The sequence below is a fragment of the Bradyrhizobium sp. Crot121 genome (genome assembly GCF_059512385.1).
Genome location: NZ_JCAMOR010000100.1, coordinates 1 through 21078 on the forward strand (window position 1 = coordinate 1; position 21078 = coordinate 21078).

A 21078-nucleotide genomic window follows, 5' to 3' on the forward strand; every position below is an offset into this window, starting at 1 on the left:
ACCATCAAAAACGCCACAAACCGCCGCGCCTGTCGGTGGATAACAACGAGCGATAATGTTGCCTTATCGTTCGTTTTTCTCTTATATAGAGGAATGCCCGATCTCGCCGCCGAGACCTTCGAAAATGGTGCGCCAGAGCGCTCGAAGTCGCCTGAGAGCCCGGCTCCAGGCGTGATCTTTTGGCCGTCGACCCGTCGGCGCCCATCCTTGACGTCGACGACGACGCCTTCTAGAAAATAGCTAGCCTGTCTAGCTAGGACCGTGCAACATGGAATGGCCGCTGCAGGACGCCAAGAACCAGTTTTCCAAGGTGGTGCAGAAGGCCCGCCGCGAAGGCCCGCAGGTCGTGACCCTGCGCGGCGAGCGGGCCGCCGTGGTGTTGTCGGCCGCCGATTACGACGCGCTCCGCTCCGGCCGGCCGACCCTGGTCGACGACTTGCTGGCCGAGCCCAGCTGGGATGACGACCTGGCCGAGGCCGTGACGCAGCGCGCCAAGACCCCCAGCCGTGACGTGGCGTTCTGATGTATCTGGTCGACACCAATGTCGTCTCCGAGGCGCGGCGCGGCTCTGTGCAGGCCACCGGCTGGCTGCGCGCGGTCGATCCGGCCAGCGTTCACCTCAGCACCCTCACCCTCGGCGAAATCATGCGCGGCATTGCGCTCAAGCAGAAGTCGGACCCGAAGGCGGCTGGCTATCTGGCCGAATGGTTGCGCAAGCTGCGCCACGACCACGCCGACCGCATCCTGGCGGTGACCGACCAGATCTCCGTCGAATGGGGCCGCATCGCCGCGATCCGGCCGCGCGGCGATATCGACGGGCTGATCGCCGCCACCGCGATCGTCCACGACCTCATCCTCGTCACCCGCAATGTGGGGGATTTCGAGGATACGGGCGCCACGGTGATCAATCCTTGGGAGGCCTCGGCATGAGCCACCCTCCAGCGACCGCTTCGGAACCACTCGCGGCCGCCCCGTCCGACGCGGACCTCCCCTCCCCTCTCCCGCCATCACAAACCGGGCTGCCGGCGCATCTGGAACGGCTCGCCGATCGCGCCCGCGGCTATGTCGAGGCGGCGAGCTCGGCCAACACCCGCCGGGCGTATGCCTCCGACTGGAAGCACTTTTCCGCCTGGTGCCGGCGCCAGGGCCTCGAGGTGCTGCCGCCGTCGGCGCAGACGGTCGGGCTTTACATCACCGCCTGCGCCTCGGGCGCCGCGACGGCCGATCGCCAGGCCAATTCGGTCGCGACGATCGAGCGCCGGCTCTCAGCGCTGGCGTGGAACTATACGCAGCGCGCGACGCCCTTGGACCGCATGGACCGGCACATCGCGACCGTGCTCGCTGGGATCCGCAACACCCACGCTGCCCCGCCCCGGCAGAAGGAGGCGGTTCTGCCGGAAGACGTGATCGCCATGCTCGAGACACTCAATCGCGGCACGCTGCGGGGCTTAAGGGATCGCGCCATGCTGCTGCTCGGCTTTGCCGGCGGCCTGCGGCGCTCGGAGATCGTCGGCCTGGATTGCGGCCGCGAGCAGACCGAGGACGGCCGCGGCTGGATCGAGATCCTCGACAAGGGCATGATCGTCACCCTGCGCGGCAAGACCGGCTGGCGCGAGATCGAGATCGGCCGCGGCTCATCGGACGCGACCTGCCCGATCGTCGCTCTGCAGACCTGGCTGAAGCTGGCCCGGATCGGTCACGGCCCACTGTTTCGCCGCGTCACCGGCCAGGGAAAGGAGGTCGGGCCGGATCGCCTGGCCGACCAGCAGGTCGCCCGGCTGGTCAAACGCGCGGCGCTGGCCGCCGGGGTGCGCGCCGATCTGCCGGAAGGCGAACGCGAGGAAAAGTTCGCCGGCCATTCGCTGCGCGCCGGCCTCGCCTCCTCGGCCGAAGTCGACGAGCGCTACGTCCAGAAGCAGCTCGGGCACGCCAGCGCCGAGCAGACCCGCCGTTATCAGCGCCGGCGCGACCGGTTCCGGGTGAATCTCACCAAGGCTGCGGGCCTTTGACGCCGCTCCCCTGCCGGCGCCTTAGGCTGCGAAATTCCACGGCGAAATCAATTCGAGCCCTGTGGACGCAAAATCATTTAGGTTCCGCGTGGCCAATCGACCGCCGTTGACGCGGGCGATGGCTGCAATCATCCCGTCGGGCGCCGACATCGGTTGGCCACGCCGTGTCGCCTCCCCCATGATGTCGCCATACGCCAGCGCGGCCTCTCCGTCAGGCCGAAGATCCGATCGGCGAATCGTTGGCGCCAATCCAACAAGCCGCGTTCCAGGCGCTCGGCGCGTTGATCGGGCCTGATTTTCTGAATGCCGAACGCGATCTCGGCGATTGTGACCGTGGGAAGCGCAAGCTCCGCATCGTGACGGACCAGCCAGGCGATTACGGCGTCGTCGGGCGCCTTCCTCAAGGTCTCCGAGATCACATTGGTGTCGAGAAAGATCAAAGTTCGGGTCCGGTGTGGGGCCGGCGGCCCTCGCGGATGATTGCCTCGAGGTCGATATCCGCACCGCCATTGGCCCTAAGGCGGGCGTAAAACGCCGCCGGCGGTTCGCGCCCGGCCGCGCGCTCCTCATAGGCTTCCAGCGCGCGTTCGACCACGTCCGCGATCGAGCGATTCTCCCGACGCGCAAGCCGATGGGCTAGATCTCGTGCCTTGGCACTGCGGACTGAAAGTTGCGGTTCGGCCATCTACGACTCCTCCCCTAAGCATATAGGAGGAACGGTGAGCCATCAAGATGGCAGCTGCTGGCTAGCCAGCTTCACTCGATTTTGGGCCATTCATCGAACGGAAATCCGCCAAGCCGCGTGCCGCTTACGAATTCAGCGCCTGTCGAGGTGCCGGCTCAGCCGCAGCGCGCACCTTGCTCATCACCTCGCCCATCGCCATTCGGAGCTCGTCCTGGGCGTCGTTCAGTCCGACATGGCCGGTACAAGCCGCAAGGGCTGCGAATTTCAGTGCGGCTAACATGGCGGCTTCGCTGCCCAGCTCGCGCGAGACCTGCTTCGCCGGATGCGTCTCCAGCACGGAAAGAGCAGACTGGGTGATCGTTTGGCCGATCTCGTCGATGAGATCGTCAAACGCAGCAAGCTCAAGATCGTCTTCCGAGCGGCTCGGCCGCGGCACAGGCGGGGCATTTCGGACGGCAAGCGTCACTTCGCCCACCACCTCGTCCACCAGGCCAACGATCTCGCCGGCGCGCGCGTCGAGTTCGTCCCATGGGATGCACCGTGTCCCAAGGCCTTCCTGGGCGCGGTGTTCCGCCGGGGTCCGTGCCGCGATGCGGGCGTTGATCGTGAGACCTGAGCGATCATCGCCAAAGATCGTCATGATCCGCACCCGAGCCGGGCGGTCGCCGAGGCCGCGCAGCTCCTCGGCCCGTTCCAGGGCCGCTGCGATCGCGCCGCCGACAGATGTCGTGTCTCCGGTCAAATCACCCTCTCCCATCCCTTGTTGGCCCGAAAAACCGTAGCCGAGTCGGCTTCAACGACGGAGTCATTCCTGGCGCCGATCCGGGTCATTTCGGCCGCTTGGCCAGCGAGGCACGCAATTCGGCACTGGCCTGGAAGGCGCCGGCTTGCGTGGGTTTCCCGGGTTTGAGGCTGGCGGGACCGCTGCCCGTCGGCGGTGGGGTTGGCTTCGATCCGTCGAGCTTGGCGCGCAGCAAGGCCATGATCATCGGCCAGACCGAGAATTTCCCGGCCTTGGCGCGGTCGGTCAGGCTGCGCAGATAGCCGCCGGCGCTGCTGATCTGGTCCGCTTTCTGATGGATCGCAGCGAGCGTGATTGCGGCCTGCTGCTCACCCAGGACCTCCCGCGCGTCGCGCCACGCGCTGGGGCTGATCCCCAGCATCGGCCGGGCAAGCTCCGCGGCGGCCACCAAATCCTTCCAGTGCCGGATTTCGCCGCCTTTGATCAGCCAGCGTATGTTGGGGCAGGCATCCAGCACAATTCCCAGCGGGAGCTCGCGCTTCGGCAAGCGCCGCAGGTTGTGGTTCGCCGCGGCGTTGCCGCCCGCTTCATCTTCCTTCGCCGGCCCTCTTTCAGATTCAGATGGAAGGTCTGGATTTGAATTCTGTATGTGGCGACCAGAATGGGACTCATTGGCGTCCGGATTCTGTGTTTTCGCGAACGTTTCGAGCAGCTCACGGATCTCGCGCCAGAGCGTTTCCATCTCGCCGCCGATGCTTTCCAGGAGCTGTCGTGGTGCAGTCCGTGGAATCCGCCCGGCGATCTCCTGGTAAGCCTGCTGAAACCGCTTCCAATTTCCCGGCACGCCCTCCTCAAGCCCGGCCTCGATCATCTTGACGATGTCCCGGCGCAGGATGGTGAGACGCTCCTTGGCTACGCGGAGCGCCTTCTTCTCGGCCTGCACGGTAGCCGCGAGCGTCTTGTACTCCTCGGCGCGGGCCACCATCGGAGCCAAGTCAAAGCCATAGGCCTGCTCGATCTCTCCGCCCTGCCCCTTGCGCGCATAGCGCTTGCCGTTCGGGCTGTCCCTGCGAATGATCAAACCGCAGTCGACCAGGACGGCGAGATGCCGGCGTAGCGTCGTCGGCGGCATCCCGTTGGCCCGCGCCATCAGCTGCTCGTTGGAGGGCCAGACGATCAACTCGCTGTCAGCCTCGAGCGCGATCTCCGGATGGAATGACAACAGCGCGTGCAGGATCGTGAGCGCACGGTCGGTGGCGCCGAGAACCTGGCGCGCCTCCTTGATGTGCTGAAAGACGTGCCATTTGTGAACAATGGCGGTCTCTGGCTTTGCCTTCGCGGCCAGCTGGCTCGAAATCATGCCAAGCGTCATCGGCCGCCGCCCAAAGGGCGTCGTTGATATGGATTGCGTCATGGTTGTGTCTTTCAGCTTTTAGGCAAAGCGAAAGCGCTCACCAAAACGGTGTCCAACGCCTCGAAGAGGCTCTTGACTGTGATTCGCGGAAGTGAGATTCTCGTTGCCGCCAAACATACGAGAGAGGCTTCCGGGACACTGTTTCGGGGGCCTTTCTTTTTACCGCATGCTACCTCTGTGTTTGTTGCGCCATCGTCCGGCTTCGGCCGAGGCCTCCGCCCTTCCCGCCGCCCAACCAAACCTTGTCATCTGACAAGGTTTGACCGCGCGCCGAAAATCACTCAGTGCCCTCCCGGTCAAAAAATCTTTCCACCAGACCCGGCAGCTCTTCCTCGAGGAAGGCGCCGAACTCAGACGCGTGCTTGTCGGAGACGGTAAGTTTGATATCGCCCTTTGAGAAAGTCGCTTTGCCCAAGACCCTTCCTGCCGGGCTACGCAGCTCGAACTCATTATGAGATCGCGCCGGCGGCTGCCTTACGGCTGCAAAGACGAGCTTGAATCGATCGTCGGAGGGCAGCGTCGAAACCTTGTCAGCTGACAAGGTTTTGCGCACCCGATCCAACGCAGGCGGGTCTTCTCCAATCGCAGTCGCGAGCGCGACCCAGCGGGGCCGGCCCGCCTTCGGCGCCCGGCCTATCGCCTCGATCACCTCGACCGGGACGGCTCGGCAGACCGCCCGGAGGCGAGCAAGCTCCGGGTCGTCGATCGAAAGAGCGGCTCGGATGTCGCGGGGCTTGATCCCGGCCTGATCCATTCGCCACGTGAAAAGCGCGCGCTCGATCCAGCTCAGATCCTGACGTGCCGCGTTCTCGATACCCTGAGCGACGACAAGTTCGCTGTCCGACAGCGCGACAACCGTGGCTTTGACTTTGATGCCGAGATCCAAGGCCGCCCGCCAGCGCCGATGGCCATAAACGACTTGGTACCGGCCATTGGCGATCGGATGCCGCCGGACTTGGATCGGCACCTTCTGGCCTTCTTCGGCGATGAGTTTCTTGAGCGCTTCGAACTCGACCTGGCTGTCATCGGGCAGCCGGTCTGGGAAAGGCGATGGATCGATAGAGGAGGGATCGAGCTCCGAGCCGCCACCGGCGTCGACCAGCGCTTGGAGCCGGTCACGCTCTCCTCGCAACTCCGCCAGCGAACGCTGTGTTGCTCCGATCACCCCGGCTCCAACACGGGCCGGAGGTTGGATCGGCGTATCCGCGCTCGGGGAAGGAGAGGGGCTGGACGGCGCCATCTCGGGCTCGGAGAACGAGCCGAAATTGGCGAGGATCGATCGACCTGAAGGACGTTTATTGGTCATGCGCGCCCCCAAGCCCGAGCGATCAGTGCGAGGATCTGATCATTAACCGCATCAATGGATTCTCGTGCGCGCTTGGTGGTCGCGGCCGAGATGTTGCCCGGTTCCAGCTCATAGAGCGTGCGCTTCGCCAAACCAGCGGTCTCGATGGCTGAGCTTGCGATCGCGGTTGCTGTCAGCACGTCTTCCGTGAACAGGTGCCGAAGCATGGTCACGACCCGGACTTGAGATTGGTCGAAAGGATCGTGCCGGGTCACGACATAGCGAAGGAAGTCCTGCTCCATCGTCGCGCCGGCTTCGCGGATGACCGATATGAGATCGCCCATCATCAGCAAGAACTGGCTCATCGACATGACATCGAGCATTGCAGGGTGGACTGTCACGAGGAGCCCGGTCGCCGCATAGATGGCACCCAACGTCAGGAAGCCGAGCGAAGGTGGCGTGTCGAGGATGATGACATCGTAGGCGTCTTCGACGTCCGTCAATGCGAGGCGCAATCGTTCGAAAAAGATGCTCTCGGAGTCCGCCTGCCGCTTCGACAAATACCGCGGCGTCTCGTGCTCGTACTCCATTACCTCGATATTTCCGGGAATGAGGTCGATACCAGTGAAATAGGTCGGCCGGATGATGTCAGCGATGGGTCGACGCTCGTCGTCGTAGCGCAGGGCCGCATAGATGGTCTCGTTCTGCTGGACATCGATCTCCGGCTGCGCACCGAACATGGCCGACAACGACGCTTGGGGATCGAGGTCGATCGCAAGGACGCGATAGCCCTGGAGAGCCAGATAGTGGGCAAGGTGCGCGCTGGTTGTCGTCTTGGCACTGCCACCCTTGAAATTCGCGACCGCCAGAACCTGCAGATGCTCGCCTGGCCGACGATGAGGCAAGAACCTCAAGGCATCTGCCGGACGCTGAGCGGCAAACAGCTCGCGAAGCTCATTAATCTGCGCGAGCGTATATGCGCGATGGTTGTTCTCCAGCCGGGCGGGAAGGGGGCCTTTCCCTTCGTTCGACATCAACTTGAGAGTCGATTCCGGAATCGAGGTCAGCTTCGAGACCTCATGGGTCATAAAATGCCGTAGACTTTTCTGAGCGTCCGGGGGATACATCTGCTGACGCCTGGCCTGCAGATGTTCAGAGAGCATTCCCGCGTGCCGGATAATCTTGTTGGCGGGATCTTCAATTTGAATATCGGTCCGGGCCTGCGCTTCCATTGCCGATTCATTCCTTCGCTGTCGGCCAGTAGGCGGTTTGCCGCCCTTTGCCCGCTAAAGCTAGGTCACGATTCTCGGCTTTCGTCCAGTCCTTTAAGGTTAACAGATACTTAACGGCGCCTTCTCGCAGCACCACGTAAGCCGCTGATTCGTACTAATTTGCTCAATGTTATCGCGGGCTTATCTTGCAGGCCCAAACGCCGCGATGACGTTTCGTCCCCCCGTTAATCTTACAGTCCAGGCGTATCCTTTTGCCGCCGGATTTCGATCGCCGACAGACCCAGAATCGACGCCCACGAAGCGACTCACGCAACTGGGAGCTCGCCGGCCCCCCGTTAATTCAACAGAGGGTCCGAGCCGCCGCACCATGCTGACTTACCTCCGTTCACGAGAACGCGACGGAGGATTCGGCGAATGCGGGCAATTGCGATTGATGCCAACGAACACGGCGGATTGGGGTCTCTGGTCGATGAGATGCATCAGTTGCGCGCCCGGGTGTTCGCTGGCCGGCTCGGTTGGCGGGTAAAGATTGAGAACGGCCGCGAGCGCGATGAATACGACGCGCTCGACCCGACCTACATCCTGGCCCTGACGGAGCGCGGCGACCTTGCCGGCTGCGCCCGTCTGCTCCTGAGCACGGGCCCAACCATGTTGTCGTGCACCTTCCCGCAAGTGCTCCCGGGGGGGCGGGCCACGGGGCAAATCCACCATGGTCGAGAGTTCGCGCTTTTGCGTCGACACGCGAGGCGAGAGGAGGCCAGGCCGGTTCCTGCGGTCCGACCTGCGCCGCGTTCAGCGCGTCGCTGCGTGAGCGATGGCGGGCGATTGCCATGACCGAACTTCCTTCGCATCCGCGGCTTGTCCGCAAACTCCAGGACGCGCTTGGCGACCAGATCTGCGCCGCGCTCGATGATCCGGCCGTTGTCGAAGTGATGCTCAATCCAGACGGCCGGCTTTTCATCGAACGGCTCGGCCACGGAATGGCAGCGGCCGGAAACTTGCCTGCCGCGACCGCCGAGATCGTTATCGGCAGTGTCGCGCATGCGCTGCAATCGGAGGCCGACGACGAGCGTCCGATCATTTCAGGCGAACTGCCGATCGGCGGTCATCGCTTCGAAGGTTTGCTGCCGCCCGTCGTCGGCGCCCCCACATTCACAATCCGAAAGCGGGCTTCGCGTCTGTTCGATCTCGAGGATTACGTGACGCAGGGCGTGATGACGGCGGACCAGCTCGCGGTCATCCGCAACGCCATCGGATCGCGCCTCAACATCGTCGTGTCGGGCGGCACGGGCTCGGGTAAGACCACACTCGCCAATGCCGTGATCGCGGCGATAGTCGCGCACGCGCCTGAGCACCGCCTTGTCATTCTCGAAGACACGGCCGAGATCCAGTGCGCCGCCGAGAACGCCGTCTCGCTTCACACGAGCGACACGATCGATATGGCGCGCCTGCTCAAGAGTACGATGCGGTTGCGACCCGATCGCATCATTGTCGGGGAGGTACGCGACGGTGCGGCACTCACGCTGCTCAAGGCCTGGAACACCGGCCATCCCGGCGGCATCACGACTATCCACGCCAATAGCGCAATTTCGGCGCTGCGCCGTCTCGAGCAGCTCACGGCCGAAGTCAGTCAACAGCCCATGCGCGAGGTCATCGGCGAGGCGGTCGATCTGATCGTCTCGATCGAACGAACGGATCGCGGCCGCCAGGTCCGCGACGTGCTCCATGTCGAGAGCTTCTCGGCGGGCCAATATCAAACCCAATCCTACGCCCGGAAGGAGGAGCGCCATGTCGCTTAACCGCATGATGATTGTAGGTGCCGGCAGCATGCTGCTCGCACTCGTGATGTTGGATCCAGTTTTCGCGTCGACCAGCGGCGGCGGCAATCTTCCCTGGGAGAGCCCGCTTCAGCAGATCCAGCAATCGATCACGGGGCCCGTGGCTGGCTTCATTGCCCTTGCGGCCGTTGCGGTTGCCGGCGGCATGTTGATCTTCGGCGGCGAGCTGAACGATTTCGCGCGACGCCTCATGTATGTCGTGCTGGTCGCCGGCATTCTCCTCGGCGCCACGCAGATCGTCGCTCTATTCGGCGCAAGCGGCGCGTCGATCGGCGACGTCGCGCCCACGATGCCCATTGGCAGAAGGGCAGGGGATCTCGGTCATGGCTGAGGTCGGCGCCAATCTTCGACGCAATCGAATCCATCGCGCGCTGTCGCGGCCGAACCTGCTGTTCGGCGCAGACCGCGAGCTCGTGCTGCTAACTGGCCTTGCCGCCGTCATCCTGATCTTCGTCGTGCTCACCTGGTACGCCGCAATCCTCGGCGCGGCGATCTGGATCGTTGTCGTCGCGGCGCTTCGGATGATGGCGAAGGCCGACCCGATGATGCGCCGGGTCTATGCCCGTCACATCTCCTATCGGCCTCACTACCGGGCGACCTCGACGCCCTGGCGTCGATACTGAGGTCCGCTCATGGTCGCGCTGCGCTCCTTCCGTCACTCTGGCCCGTCCTTCGCCGATCTCGTGCCATATGCCGGGCTCGTCGCGAACGGGATCGTGCTGTTGAAGGACGGCTCGCTGATGGCGGGCTGGTATTTTGCCGGGCCGGACTCGGAGAGCTCGACCGACGCTGAGCGCAACGAGGTCTCGCGCCAGATCAACACCATCCTGGCGCGCCTCGGCTCCGGCTGGATGATCCAGGTCGAGGCGGTGCGGGTGCCGACCACGGATTATCCGGCGCGGCAGGACTGCCATTTTCCCGATCCGGTGACGCGCGCGATCGACGACGAACGCCGCAACCACTTCGAGCAGGAGAGGGGACATTTCGAGAGCCGCCACGCGATCATCCTGTCCTGGCGGCCGCCCGAGCGTCGCCGCGCGGGTCTCGCGCGCTACATCTATTCCGATGCCGAGAGCCGATCGGCCTCCTATGCTGATACGGCGATCGAGAGCTTCCGCACCTCGATCCGTGAGGTCGAACAGTATCTCGCCAGCGTTCTGTCCATCCGGCGCATGGAAACGCGCGAGATTGAGGAGCGCGATGGCACGCGCATAGCGCGCTACGATGAACTGTTCCAGTTCATCCGCTTCTGCATCACCGGCGAGAATCACCCGATCCGCCTGCCGGACATCCCGATGTATCTCGACTGGCTGGCTACGGCCGAGCTCCAGCACGGCCTGTCGCCGATGGTCGAGAACCGCTTTCTCGGCGTCGTGGCGATCGACGGCTTTCCAGCCGAGAGCTGGCCGGGAATCCTCAATTCCCTCGATCTGATGCCGCTAACCTACCGCTGGTCGTCGCGCTTCATGTTCCTCGACGACCAGGACGCGCGGCAGAAGCTCGATCGCACCCGAAAGAAGTGGCAGCAGAAGGTCCGCCCCTTCATCGACCAGCTCTTCCAGACGCAAAGCCGCTCGATCGATCAGGATGCGGCCGCCATGGTGGCTGAGACCGAGGATGCGATCGCGGAAGCCTCTTCGCAACTCGTCGCCTATGGCTATTACACGCCGGTCATCGTGCTGTTCGACGAGAGCAGCGCGCGCCTGCAGGAGAAGGCCGAGGCGGTCCGTCGCCTGATCCAGGCCGAAGGTTTTGGCGCGCGCATCGAAACGCTGAACGCGACGGAAGCCTTCCTCGGCAGCCTGCCGGGCAACTGGTACGCCAACATCCGCGAGCCGCTCATCAACACGCGTAACCTCGCCGACCTGATCCCACTCAATTCGGTGTGGTCGGGCAATCCGACCGCGCCATGCCCGTTCTATCCTCCGGGCTCCCCGCCGTTGATGCAGGTCGCATCCGGCTCCACACCCTTCCGGCTGAACCTGCATGTCGACGACGTCGGCCATACGTTGGTGTTCGGGCCGACGGGTTCCGGCAAGTCGACATTGCTCGCACTGATCGCTGCGCAGTTTCGGCGTTATGCCGGTGCGCAGATCTTCGCCTTCGACAAGGGCCGTTCAATGATGCCGCTGACGCTGGCCGCCGGCGGCGACCACTACGAGATCGGCGGCGATGACCTCGACGGTGCGGCGGCGCTCGGGTTCTGTCCATTATCGGACTTGTCAACGGACACAGATCGGGCCTGGGCGGCAGAATGGGTGGAGACGCTCGTTGCCGTGCAGGGCGTCTTGATCACGCCCGATCATCGCAACGCCATCTGGCGGCAGATCGGCCTGATGGCCGAGGCGCGCGGACGATCGCTGTCGGATTTCGTGTCGGGCGTGCAGATGCGCGAAATCAAGGATGCGTTGCATCACTACACCGTCGACGGTCCGATGGGTCAGCTGCTCGATGCCGAGAGGGACGGCCTGCAGCTCGGATCGTTCCAGACCTTCGAGATCGAGCAGCTGATGAATATAGGCGAGCGCAATCTCGTCCCGGTCCTGACCTATCTGTTCCGGCGAATCGAGAAACGGCTGACCGGCGCGCCAAGCCTGATCATTCTCGACGAGGCCTGGCTGATGCTCGGCCATCCCGTCTTCCGCGACAAGATCCGCGAATGGCTGAAGGTGCTGCGCAAGGCCAACTGCGCGGTGCTGCTCGCCACGCAGTCGATCTCGGATGCCGAGCGCTCCGGCATCATCGACGTGCTGAAAGAGAGCTGCCCAACGAAGATCTGCCTGCCGAACGGCGCGGCGCGTGAGCCCGGCACGCGCGAATTCTATGAGCGCATCGGCTTCAACGAGCGGCAGATTGAGATCGTCGCGACCGCGGTGCCCAAGCGCGAATACTACGTCGCTTCGCCAGAAGGCCGTCGCCTCTTCAACATGTCGCTCGGCCCTGTCGCGCTCTCCTTCGTCGGCGCGTCCGGCAAGGACGACCTGAAGCGCATCCTGGCGCTGAAGAAGGCCGAGGCCAATTGGCCCGTTCACTGGCTCAAGGAAAGGGGAATCGGCCATGCCGAGTCGCTTCTCGCCGTTTCGTAGGGCGCTCATCGTCGCCATCATCATCGGACCACCCGCCGTGGGTCCGGCATTGGCCGGCGCCGCGGCCGGCGGCTCCACCGAATTCACGCAGATCCTTAACAATGGCGAACTGGTGAGCCTCGTCGGCCATTCCACGACGCAGATCAACAACCAGATTCAGCAGATCTTGCAGCTCGCCCAGCAGATTCAGAACCAGCTCAGGATCTACGAGAACATGCTGCAGAACACGGCCCAGTTGCCTTCGCATGTCTGGGGGCAGGTGGAGAACGACCTCAAGCAGTTGCAGAACATCGTCAACCAGGGCCAGGGCATGGCGTTCTCGATGGGCAACATCGACGACGTGCTCAAGCAGCGCTTTCAGAGCTACGCGCAGTTCAAGACCAATCTGCCAAACGGCGCGAGCTTCGGTTCGACCTATCAGACGTGGTCGACGACGAACCGCGACACGATCTCAAGCACGCTGCAGGCGGCGCGGCTCACCTCCCAGCAATTCGCGACCGAGAGCTCGACGATGGCGCAACTCCAGACGGCCTCCGAGAGCGCCGACGGACAGATGAAGGCGCTGCAGGTCGGCCATGAGATCGCCGCGCAGGAAGTCGCCCAGATGCAGAAACTACGGGGTCTCGTCGCGCAGCAGACCACGATGATGGCGACCTGGTTCCAGTCCTCGCAGGCGAGCAAGGATCTGTCGCAGGCCCGCCGCGAGCAGTTCTTCAAGGCAACAGCGCCAACGACCACCGGCGGCCAGACCATGGAGCCCCGTTGGTGAGACCGTCCACGATCATCATCGTCGTTATCGCGATTGGCGCCTGCGCTGCAGGGGCCTGGCTGGTCTTCGCGCCGCGCGCGCCGGTGCCGGCACAGGGCGCGGCATCGCGCACAAGCGACTTCTTCAAACCCCCGCAGGACTACAAGACGTCCGGCGGCCAGCAGATGAAACCGCGTTGGTAGAGGAGGGGGCGGGGATGCGTGGGATTAAACCAGGGCTCGCTCTGATCATTGCGATCGGCATTGTCGTGGCTGCGCATCCTGCCTTGGCGCAGCAGGACGGCAGCGTTCTCACGACGCTTCAAAATTCGGTGACGACGGCCGCGAAGGGCTGGCAGACGACCGTCATGCAGGCGGCGAGGTCGTTGTTCTGGATCCTCGCGGGCATCGAGGTCGGCCTTGCCGCGGTCTGGCTCGCCATTCAGACCGCCGCCCTCGACGCCTGGTTCGCCGAGATGGTGCGGCGGATCATGTTCATTGGCTTCTTCGCCTTCGTGCTCGACCAGGGACCGAATTTCGCGAAAGCGGTCGTCGACAGCCTCTATCAGATCGGTGCTGGCGGCGGCTCGGCATCGCCCGCGGATGTGTTCAACGCGGGTCTCAAGGTCGCCTCCGCGATGTCGCATAACGCGCAGTTCGGCCTCTTCCAGGACAATGCGCTGGCGATTGCCTCAGTATTCGCGATGGTGATCGTGGTGATCTCCTTCTCGCTCGTTGCGGCGATCTTCGTGGCGGTGATGGTCGAGATGTATGTCGGTCTGCTCGCCGGCATGATCATGCTTGGCCTCGGCGGCTCGTCCTTCACCAAGGATTTTGCCATCCGCTATCTGGTCTACGCGTTCTCCGTCGGCATGAAGCTCATGGCGCTGGTAATGATCGCCAAGATCGGGTCCGACGCCTTGCTGAACCTCGCCAACCAGACGGGCACCGGCAACGACGCCTTTGTCGGGACGCTGGCGATCGGTGGCATCTCCGTCGTCGTCTTCATCATCTCGATCTACGTGCCGAATATCGTACAAGGCGTCGTGCAGGGCGTCTCCGTCGGCAGCGGCATGGAAGTGGTGAAGCATGCGGGACAGGCGGCGAGCTTCGCGGCTAGCGGCGCCAGCCTCGCCCTGGGAGGCGCGAGGGCAGGGGCAGCCGGGTTCAGCGCCGCGCGGGCCGACGGCGCCTCGTTTGGCGCAGCCGCCCTCAAGGCCATGACGCAAGGCATCGGCTCGGCGGGCGGCGCGCTCGCCTCCGCCGCGCGCGACCAGGCCATCGGCGCGCCAGGCTCCTTCGGTACGTCGACGCTCGGCCTCGCCAACGCCAAGCTCGATCAGCGGCGCTCGCAGCGACAATCGACTGGAAAGACTTGAGCCGATTCAACCCAATAGGTGATCAGTGGAGACCCTTTCTCGAATGGCCGCGCGCAATCCGCCCGACAACCCCTATCTCGCCGCCCGACAGGAATGGAACGAGCGCTACGGCTCCTACGTAAAAGCGGCCGCGACGTGGCGCACCATCGGCATTGTCGCCATGGTGATGGCGGTGATCGGCTTCGCCTACGCGTTGTTCCAGAGCACGCAGGTCAAGCTCGTCCCGTATATCGTCGAAGTCGACAAGCTTGCGACCGCCTTGAGCGCCGGCTATCCGCAGCAGATCGAATATGCGGATCCGCGGGTGGTGCGCGCGACGCTCGGAAGCTTCGTCTCGAACTTCCGATCGGTGACGCCCGATGCGGTCGTGCAGAAGCAATATATCGATCGGACCTACGCGCTGCTGCGGACCTCCGATCCCGCCACGCAGAAGATCAATGATTGGTTCCGGAGCAACTCGCCGTTCGAGAAGGCCAAGACGACGACGGTCGCCGTCGAGGTCAACAACATCGTCGCTCTGTCCAACCAGTCCTATCAGATCGACTGGACTGAATTCGAGCGCGACAGGAAAGGTAAGGAAACCGGCGAGCACCGCTTTCGCGGCATCGCCACTGTCACGCTGACTCCGCCCCAGGACGAGCAGACCATCCGGCTCAATCCGATCGGTCTCTACCTGCGCGATTTCGACTGGACGGCGCAACTATGAAAGGGGCGGGGACGCCGATGCACCCAAACATGATCAGACTTCATACATGCGTTGTTCTCGTGGCATCCGCCTTCGGCTTGCTGCTTGCCAATGTCAGCGCACACGCGCAGGCAATGAACGCCAAGGAGCGAAAGGGCACAAGAATTTCGAGCCAGTGGCGCGGATCGACCGGCCTTGTGACGCGCGGAAAGGACGGCAAGGTCGTCTTCCTGTTCGGCGAGGTCCAGCCCTCCGTCGTCTGCTCGCCGCTCGAGGTCTGCGACATCGAGCTCGAGGCCGGTGAGGTCGTGCGCGATGTGCTGGTTGGCGATACCGTACGCTGGAAGGTCGAACCGGCGACGTCCGGAGCGGTCGGCGGACAAGCCATCCACCTGATCGTCAAACCGTCGGAGCCAGGGCTCGTCACCTCGATGGTGGTGACGACCTCGCGGCGAACCTATCACATCCAGCTCAAGTCGAATGCGACCCAATACATGGCGCGCGTCGGCTTTGAATATCCAGAGGATGTCGGCGTCCGCCTCGCGGACGTCAACGCGCGCATTGGCGCCGACACGATTCCAGGCGCCGGTGTTCCCGCCGAGCAGTTGAGCTTCGCCTACAGCGTGAGCGGCAACGCGTCCTGGCGGCCAACGCGCGTCTACAGCGACGGCGTGAAGACCTACATCCAGTTTCCATCGTCGCTCTCGGGCCAGGATGCACCGGTCCTGTTCGTCGTGTCGGGCGGTCAGAACCGCATCGTCAACTATCGGCTGAAGGGCGACATGATGGTGGTCGACTATCAGATCGACACCGCCATTCTGGTCTCCGGCGTTGGCTTTTGGAACCAAGACAAAGTGACGATCCGGAGGGGAGGTTGATGATGCGCCAGCTCTCCTCGATGCCTCGGCTTGTCCTTCTCTCCGTGCTCAGCCTGCCGCTCGCCGGCTGCGCGACCTTCGGCGGCGGCGGCGCCCTGGTGGCGAGCTCGGCGCCATCAGATCTGTCCAGTCCCGCGGCTTCTGCGATCGCCGGCGACATGGTGACGAAATTTGCCGAGCAGGTCGGGCCCGGCGATCGCACCATCATCCTAAAGCCCGACGGCACGCCCTTCGGCCAGGCGCTGGAGACGTCGCTCAAGAGCTGGGGATATGCGGTCGCGACCGATCAGAAGACCAAGGGCGAGAAGACCATTCCACTCGCCTATGTGATCGAGTCCTACAACGGTCAGGTCCTGGCGCGCTTGTCGACCGGCAGCGTCGAGCTCGGCCGTGCTTATAGCGCAACCGCCGCTGGCGCATCGCCGGCCAGCCCGCTCTCCGTTATGCAGCGCGGGTAAAGGGGGTCATCATGGCGCAATCGCTGAAGCTCGGCGGCGCTCCGGAGGGAGCGGAGGGCAGGGGAATCCGTCGCCTGAACCGGCTGCCGATCATCGTCGCCATCGTGCTGGTGATCGTGTTCTTCGCTGTCATCTTCTACGGCTTGACCTCGCGCGGTCTGTACTTCCGTCGCGAGGCCGGCATCGACACCGCCTCATCGAACTCGGCATCGACTTATGCCGATCAACTGAAGAAGGGCGTCGCTAACGGAATCATCGGCGATCAAGAGGCACAGACCTTTCAGCCGGCACCCCCGCAGCCGGACAGACGAAAGCCGGCAGGCAATCCCTTCTCCGGCCGACAACAGACCGAGGCGGCGGCCGGCCCGCAGCTCGAACCCGACGCACTATGGCGGGTGCGTCTCGAGCGCGAGGCGCAAGAACAATATCTGCGCGAGCGGCAACGCCAGCGTATGGCCCGCGTGCAGGCCAACGATGCCGCCTATGACTCACCGCTCGCCGTCAATGTCAGCAAGCTGCAAACATCGAGCGCACCCGTGAGCAATGCACCACAATCAACAACGACGACGCCACGCGGTCTTACAGGCGGCGCGTCCGACCTTTACGCGGCGGCGCTGCGTGCCGGCTTTGGCATGCAGAACATCGATCCGAACGGGCAAGCGGCGAAAGAGGATTTCTTCAACGCGGACCTCAAGAAACTCGGCTACCTACCCAACAAGGTGGTCGCGCCGACATCCGCCTACGAATTGAAACGCGGCTCCGTCATTCCAGCGACGCTGATCACCGGCATCAATTCCGATCTTCCCGGGCGCATCACCGCCCAGGTCAGCCAGAACGTCTACGACAGCGCCACAGGGCATCAACTGCTGATCCCGCAGGGCGCCAAACTGTTGGGACGGTACGATTCCAAGATTTCATTCGGGCAAAGCCGCGTCCTTGTCGTCTGGACTGACATCATCTTCCCGAACGGCTCGACGTTGCAGATCGGAGGCATGGCAGGCACGGACGCGGAAGGCTATGGTGGCTTCAATGATCAGGTCGACAATCATTATTTCCAGGTGTTCGGCTCGGCGATCCTCATTGCCGCGATCGGTGCGGGCATCGATATGTCGGTGCCGGCGAGCTCGCCGTATTCATATCGGCAGACACCCGCAGATGCCGCGCGAAACAGCTTTGCCGAGACCTTTGGCCGGGTCGCCGAACAGACGATTAGCAAGAACCTGAACGTCCAGCCCACACTGGAGATTCGACCGGGCTATGTGTTCAACGTCCTCGTCGACCAGGACATGGTTTTCCCCGGCGCTTACCACGGATAGGACTTCGAAGATGAACAATCAGTCGGCGGCCCCAGGAGGGCGTCGGGATCGTGACAAAGGGGCTGCTCGGCGGGAGGAGCGGACAATGGTCGAACAGCAATGCTCAAACGCGGCCTCGGCGCGCTCGCGCTTACCGCATTCGCCTTTCTGATCATCTAGGGACCTGGAAAAGCGATAAGCCGGTCACGGATTCGGCCCGAAAGCTCATGATCCGCCAGGCGGCGGCCTTCGAGCCCGTCGCGGAAACACCCGCCGCACCGGTCACCACGGCATCCATTCCGGTCGCACCTATCTCAGCCACGCCGACGGCCCCCGCGCCGGTTCCCGACCAGATGCTCGAAAGCGCGCGGCGCGCACCGGTGCTGGCCTATAATCGGCCGGTCGCATCGGGACGTTCGGCCCGCAACGACCCGACCGGAGGTGTCTCCGTGAATCCCTATGATTTCGGGCGGGCCGAGCCACGCAATGAGCTTGCCGACAAGCTCAAACCCACGGCCATCGAGGGCGTGCGGGCGGCGCGGCTGACCAATCGCAATCTTCTGGTTACCCAGGGAACATCAATCCCTTGCGTGCTCGAGCCCGCAATGTCGTCGGATGTGGCCGGCTTCGTCTCCTGCGTCGTGCTGCGCGACGTGATGTCGGATTCCGGCAACGTTGTGCTCATGGAAAAGGGCACGCAAGTCGTTGGCGAATATCGCGGCAATGTCCGGCGCGGCTCCAAACGGATGTTCGTTCTATGGGCTCGCGCCAAGACGCCGACAGGTGTCATCGTGGCGCTGGCCTCCCCCGCCACGGATGCGCTCGGTCGCGCAGGGTTCGACGGCGACATCGACACGCACTTCTGGGAGCGCTTCGGCTCGGCGCTATTGCTGTCAATCGTCGGCGATGCCTCTTCGATCGGGCGCCAGCAACTGCAAGACGGCTCGATCCAGATCAACAACACGGCTTTCGCTAACTAACGGACAGTAGTTTCGCTAAATCGCGGACAGCGTGGCGGCGCTGGCTTTTGGTTGCCTGGTTGTTGAAGTCAATTTATGCGGTTCTGGAGAAGAACTATCCGCCAGCCCTGGCCAGGCTGTACCGTGCTGAGCGCATTGCCAAGCTTTTTTTGCGATCTCCGCGTTCGTGTTCTGGAATGCGCAGTACAGTCCCAATCAGGATGGCGAAACTCATTTGAACAGGTTTGAGTGTGACCAACTGTATGGCCTCCCATAGCGTCGCCTAGCCTGCCCCAGTCATCGCGTCGGCCTCAAAAATGGCAGCGGAGGAATTCCTTCGAAAGCTATACGTTGGCATAGCCAAAGCTCCGGATCCTCCGCCAGCGAGATTTTGGAGCCACTAGGACTCACCTTGACGGACGACCTGTGAGATGGGGGTGCGGCCCTGGAGTTAACCCCACGTGCTATAGCCTATCGCTAGGATCGTCCGCCGCGGCCAGAACCGGCATTACGAAAAAACACATGCAGTGGACCGGCGCCTTGGCGGCTGACCAGGCCGCCTCGACCAGCATGGCGCGCGCATGACTGCGGCCGATCTTGCTAATACGGCCGTGATGGGCGGCTCCCAGTGGCGACTTGCCGCACCCGCGGGTTCAGCCCGACATAGCTCACCAGCTTCTGCGCGCTGTTGAACCGGCTGATGTCGCCGATCGCCGCCACGATGCCGGCGGCGACCGCCAGATTCACGCCAGTGATCGTCATCAGTCTGTTGACCGCGGAATCCTCAATTGCGTCCTGCGCGATGTCGCGGTCGAGCAGGGCAGATCTTCCGCAGCCGGTCAAGCTCACGGACGTGCCGATCGATGGCCGCTCGCTCATCGTCCGGCAACTTGTGAGTGGCCAACCACGCCCGGCCGCGGGCGTTGAAAAGATCGGCATGTGGACACTTCGGGATCAAGTGTGCGTGCAGGATCGAATGCACCTCGTCCTGGAGCCGCGTGCGATGCCGCACGACCTGGTAGCGCCGTGCCACCAGTCTGCGCTTGCGTTTGGTCTTCGCGTCAGGCGTCCAGATCTGCGGCAGGTATCCGCCGCCTGCAGACTGGCGAGCGTGCCAGCATCGATCTTCTCGGTCTTGACGTAGGCCTGGGCGATCGCCTTCACCTGCAACGGATTAGCGATGATCACCCGCGCCACAAATGGCGCCAGCACTCGCGAGACCGCCATGCTGTTGCCGGTCGCTTCGAGCACAACTTCTCACTGGCCAACAGGGTCTTGCCAAATCCCTGCAGCGCAGTCCGCGTCATCAATGCGGCGTGCATGTCGAAGCCTGCCGTTCTCCCAACAATTTCCCGAAGGTTCGCTGGACATCAATACCAATCAGCGTCGCATTCGCGTCTCTGCCAGACACATGACGGGAGCTGCGGGCGACACGACAACTACGGATTCGCGCTCTCGGCGCAACCGGGCGAGTCGCAGAGGCGGCCAGCTACTGACGCGAGCTCTTGGCCAATCGTGTGTATCGGCCTGCCCGCACCGTGCTCCCGGTGGCTCTGTCCCGATGGTCGCACCATACGCCACGATGTTGCACACCGCAGCGGAACGTTGGCACCGAGACATCTCATACCGATTACCAACCCCATCGAGAGCACTTCGCACCGTGCGGCACAGAACGGTGCGCGGCTCGTTGTCGCGCAAGCTGGTGATCGCCGCATCAAAAGCCTGGCGGCGGCTCAAAGGCACAAATCAGTTGCCGAAGCTGATCGCGGGTGTCAGATTCAATGACGGCATCGAGGTCATCCAATGCCGGCAAACGACGTCCCCCGGATCACCTCGTCACCCAAAATCCCGCATAGCTCGCTGTGTGTGAAGGCGGCGGCAAGGACGAGGGCCTCGAAAACCTGTGAGTGTGTACAAGCGGGGCGACTCGAAGCCAGAGCCGAAGACGTTCGAGTTCGGACGGCGGATGACGATGAGGCGTGGGGCAGTCAGCCGGTTGGACTGACAGACGTTCAGATAGGGCGCGGTTCGGCTGAAGTGCCGGGCTGCCCTTTAACTATCGTGCATTGTGATTCCCGTGCAGCCCGCCTCAGGCGACTGTTCTCCACTGGTACGTTTGGCGAACGCAATGCGAACCAGGTGTTCCGCCCGGCGAACACCCTCGCGGCAACGCCAGATGGTTTGGAGGACAACTGTCAGTCTCGCAGGGAACTTAGCAAATGGAACTGCTAAGCTCACAACGTTTGTTCCGCACGGGAGTGCTGCACGATGGGTGACGAGTCCCGTACCGAAACTCTCCGCAAAATGACTGAGCACCAGATCGAAGCTGTTGCGGCGGCTATCTGTGAAGGCAAGAGCGCCGTCGAAGCCGCATGCCGTCTGGAGT

24 protein-coding genes and 2 pseudogenes are annotated in these 21078 nt (G+C 63.3%); 17 read left to right on the forward strand and 9 right to left on the reverse strand.

The genetic code is table 11. The features are described from left to right. Positions 1–268 precede the first annotated feature (268 nt). The 3 genes from AC5ZGW_RS40870 to AC5ZGW_RS40880 are packed head-to-tail and all read left to right on the forward strand — an operon-like array spanning position 269 to position 2009. Positions 269–523 (forward strand): type II toxin-antitoxin system Phd/YefM family antitoxin, encoded by a 255-nt coding sequence (locus AC5ZGW_RS40870; RefSeq protein WP_130231981.1) that lies wholly within the window; start codon positions 269–271, stop codon positions 521–523. Beyond that, positions 523–930, forward strand: a complete 408-nt coding sequence (locus AC5ZGW_RS40875) for a type II toxin-antitoxin system VapC family toxin (RefSeq protein ID WP_130231983.1) — start codon at positions 523–525, stop codon at positions 928–930. Before AC5ZGW_RS40870 ends, AC5ZGW_RS40875 begins: the two co-directional genes overlap by 1 nt. Continuing rightward, positions 927–2009 (forward strand): tyrosine-type recombinase/integrase, encoded by a 1083-nt coding sequence (locus AC5ZGW_RS40880; RefSeq protein ID WP_463702736.1) that lies wholly within the window; start codon positions 927–929, stop codon positions 2007–2009. The genes AC5ZGW_RS40875 and AC5ZGW_RS40880 overlap by 4 nt, the downstream gene beginning before the upstream one ends. Before the next feature lie 21 nt (positions 2010–2030). On the opposite strand, the pseudogene AC5ZGW_RS40885 reads toward AC5ZGW_RS40880, so the two are convergent. The 6 genes and pseudogenes from AC5ZGW_RS40885 to repA form a co-directional block, all read right to left on the reverse strand. Further along, positions 2031–2449 (reverse strand): annotated as a pseudogene (locus tag AC5ZGW_RS40885) (type II toxin-antitoxin system VapC family toxin). Continuing rightward, positions 2446–2694 carry a type II toxin-antitoxin system VapB family antitoxin gene (locus AC5ZGW_RS40890; RefSeq protein ID WP_130230078.1) on the reverse strand — a complete coding sequence of 83 codons (249 nt, stop codon included), beginning with the start codon at positions 2692–2694 and terminating at the stop codon, positions 2446–2448. Before AC5ZGW_RS40890 ends, AC5ZGW_RS40885 begins: the two are co-directional and overlap by 4 nt. 124 nt (positions 2695–2818) lie before the next feature. Next, on the reverse strand, positions 2819–3436 hold the full coding sequence (locus tag AC5ZGW_RS40895; RefSeq protein WP_130230076.1) for a hypothetical protein: 618 nt from the start codon (positions 3434–3436) through the stop codon (positions 2819–2821). A gap of 85 nt (positions 3437–3521) precedes the next feature. After that, a complete protein-coding gene (gene repC, locus AC5ZGW_RS40900) occupies positions 3522–4850 on the reverse strand; it encodes a plasmid replication protein RepC (protein ID WP_130230074.1) in 1329 nt (442 codons plus the stop codon). Between the two features lie 277 nt (positions 4851–5127). Continuing rightward, positions 5128–6156, reverse strand: a complete 1029-nt coding sequence (gene repB / locus AC5ZGW_RS40905) for a plasmid partitioning protein RepB (RefSeq protein ID WP_130230072.1) — start codon at positions 6154–6156, stop codon at positions 5128–5130. Further along, positions 6153–7367 (reverse strand): plasmid partitioning protein RepA, encoded by a 1215-nt coding sequence (gene repA / locus AC5ZGW_RS40910; RefSeq protein WP_130230070.1) that lies wholly within the window; start codon positions 7365–7367, stop codon positions 6153–6155. Before repA ends, repB begins: the two co-directional genes overlap by 4 nt. A gap of 414 nt (positions 7368–7781) precedes the next feature. On the opposite strand from repA, the gene AC5ZGW_RS40915 reads away from it, so the two are divergent. The 13 genes from AC5ZGW_RS40915 (at position 7782) to AC5ZGW_RS40975 (ending at position 18713) form a co-directional block, all read left to right on the forward strand. Next, on the forward strand, positions 7782–8201 hold the full coding sequence (locus tag AC5ZGW_RS40915) for an acyl-homoserine-lactone synthase (protein ID WP_245475088.1): 420 nt from the start codon (positions 7782–7784) through the stop codon (positions 8199–8201). After that, positions 8198–9166, forward strand: a complete 969-nt coding sequence (gene trbB / locus AC5ZGW_RS40920; RefSeq protein WP_130230068.1) for a P-type conjugative transfer ATPase TrbB — start codon at positions 8198–8200, stop codon at positions 9164–9166. The genes AC5ZGW_RS40915 and trbB overlap by 4 nt, the downstream gene beginning before the upstream one ends. Positions 9167–9194: 28 nt before the next feature. Next, positions 9195–9536: a TrbC/VirB2 family protein gene (locus AC5ZGW_RS40925; protein ID WP_455998270.1), complete on the forward strand. Its 342-nt coding sequence runs from the start codon at positions 9195–9197 to the stop codon at positions 9534–9536. Then, positions 9529–9828: a conjugal transfer protein TrbD gene (locus AC5ZGW_RS40930; RefSeq protein ID WP_027584282.1), complete on the forward strand. Its 300-nt coding sequence runs from the start codon at positions 9529–9531 to the stop codon at positions 9826–9828. The genes AC5ZGW_RS40925 and AC5ZGW_RS40930 overlap by 8 nt, the downstream gene beginning before the upstream one ends. 9 nt (positions 9829–9837) lie before the next feature. Then, positions 9838–12291, forward strand: coding sequence for a conjugal transfer protein TrbE (locus AC5ZGW_RS40935; RefSeq protein WP_130230065.1), 2454 nt, complete (start codon positions 9838–9840; stop codon positions 12289–12291). Continuing rightward, the gene (gene trbJ / locus AC5ZGW_RS40940) at positions 12263–13060 is read left to right on the forward strand and encodes a P-type conjugative transfer protein TrbJ (RefSeq protein ID WP_130230063.1); all 798 of its coding nucleotides are present in this window, start codon (positions 12263–12265) and stop codon (positions 13058–13060) included. Before AC5ZGW_RS40935 ends, trbJ begins: the two co-directional genes overlap by 29 nt. Then, the gene (gene trbK, locus AC5ZGW_RS40945; RefSeq protein WP_130230061.1) at positions 13057–13242 is read left to right on the forward strand and encodes an entry exclusion protein TrbK; all 186 of its coding nucleotides are present in this window, start codon (positions 13057–13059) and stop codon (positions 13240–13242) included. Before trbJ ends, trbK begins: the two co-directional genes overlap by 4 nt. A gap of 14 nt (positions 13243–13256) precedes the next feature. After that, entirely contained in the window at positions 13257–14417 is a 1161-nt protein-coding gene (gene trbL / locus AC5ZGW_RS40950) for a P-type conjugative transfer protein TrbL (RefSeq protein WP_474419242.1), read from the forward strand. A 43-nt stretch (positions 14418–14460) separates the two neighbouring features. Next, positions 14461–15123 carry a conjugal transfer protein TrbF gene (locus AC5ZGW_RS40955; RefSeq protein WP_130231269.1) on the forward strand — a complete coding sequence of 221 codons (663 nt, stop codon included), beginning with the start codon at positions 14461–14463 and terminating at the stop codon, positions 15121–15123. Between the two features lie 29 nt (positions 15124–15152). Continuing rightward, positions 15153–15980: a P-type conjugative transfer protein TrbG gene (trbG, locus tag AC5ZGW_RS40960; RefSeq protein WP_245475158.1), complete on the forward strand. Its 828-nt coding sequence runs from the start codon at positions 15153–15155 to the stop codon at positions 15978–15980. 2 nt (positions 15981–15982) lie between these two features. Further along, positions 15983–16438 (forward strand): conjugal transfer protein TrbH, encoded by a 456-nt coding sequence (gene trbH, locus AC5ZGW_RS40965; RefSeq protein ID WP_130231275.1) that lies wholly within the window; start codon positions 15983–15985, stop codon positions 16436–16438. Positions 16439–16449: 11 nt separating this feature from the next. Then, positions 16450–17754, forward strand: coding sequence for an IncP-type conjugal transfer protein TrbI (trbI, locus tag AC5ZGW_RS40970; protein ID WP_130231273.1), 1305 nt, complete (start codon positions 16450–16452; stop codon positions 17752–17754). A gap of 206 nt (positions 17755–17960) precedes the next feature. Further along, positions 17961–18713 (forward strand): TrbI/VirB10 family protein, encoded by a 753-nt coding sequence (locus AC5ZGW_RS40975; protein ID WP_245475159.1) that lies wholly within the window; start codon positions 17961–17963, stop codon positions 18711–18713. 443 nt (positions 18714–19156) lie between these two features. Here the strand turns inward: AC5ZGW_RS40975 and AC5ZGW_RS40980 are convergent, their stop codons facing one another. From AC5ZGW_RS40980 to AC5ZGW_RS40990, 3 genes are all read right to left on the reverse strand, one after another. Further along, on the reverse strand, positions 19157–19321 hold the full coding sequence (locus AC5ZGW_RS40980; RefSeq protein ID WP_349645142.1) for a transposase: 165 nt from the start codon (positions 19319–19321) through the stop codon (positions 19157–19159). After that, positions 19293–19571 carry a transposase gene (locus AC5ZGW_RS40985; RefSeq protein ID WP_245475160.1) on the reverse strand — a complete coding sequence of 93 codons (279 nt, stop codon included), beginning with the start codon at positions 19569–19571 and terminating at the stop codon, positions 19293–19295. Before AC5ZGW_RS40985 ends, AC5ZGW_RS40980 begins: the two co-directional genes overlap by 29 nt. Before the next feature lie 75 nt (positions 19572–19646). After that, entirely contained in the window at positions 19647–19943 is a 297-nt protein-coding gene (locus AC5ZGW_RS40990; protein WP_245475161.1) for a hypothetical protein, read from the reverse strand. A gap of 381 nt (positions 19944–20324) precedes the next feature. Here AC5ZGW_RS40990 and AC5ZGW_RS40995 point away from each other — a divergent pair. Continuing rightward, positions 20325–20562 (forward strand): annotated as a pseudogene (locus AC5ZGW_RS40995) (hypothetical protein); the annotation flags it as partial. Positions 20563–21078 lie beyond the last annotated feature (516 nt).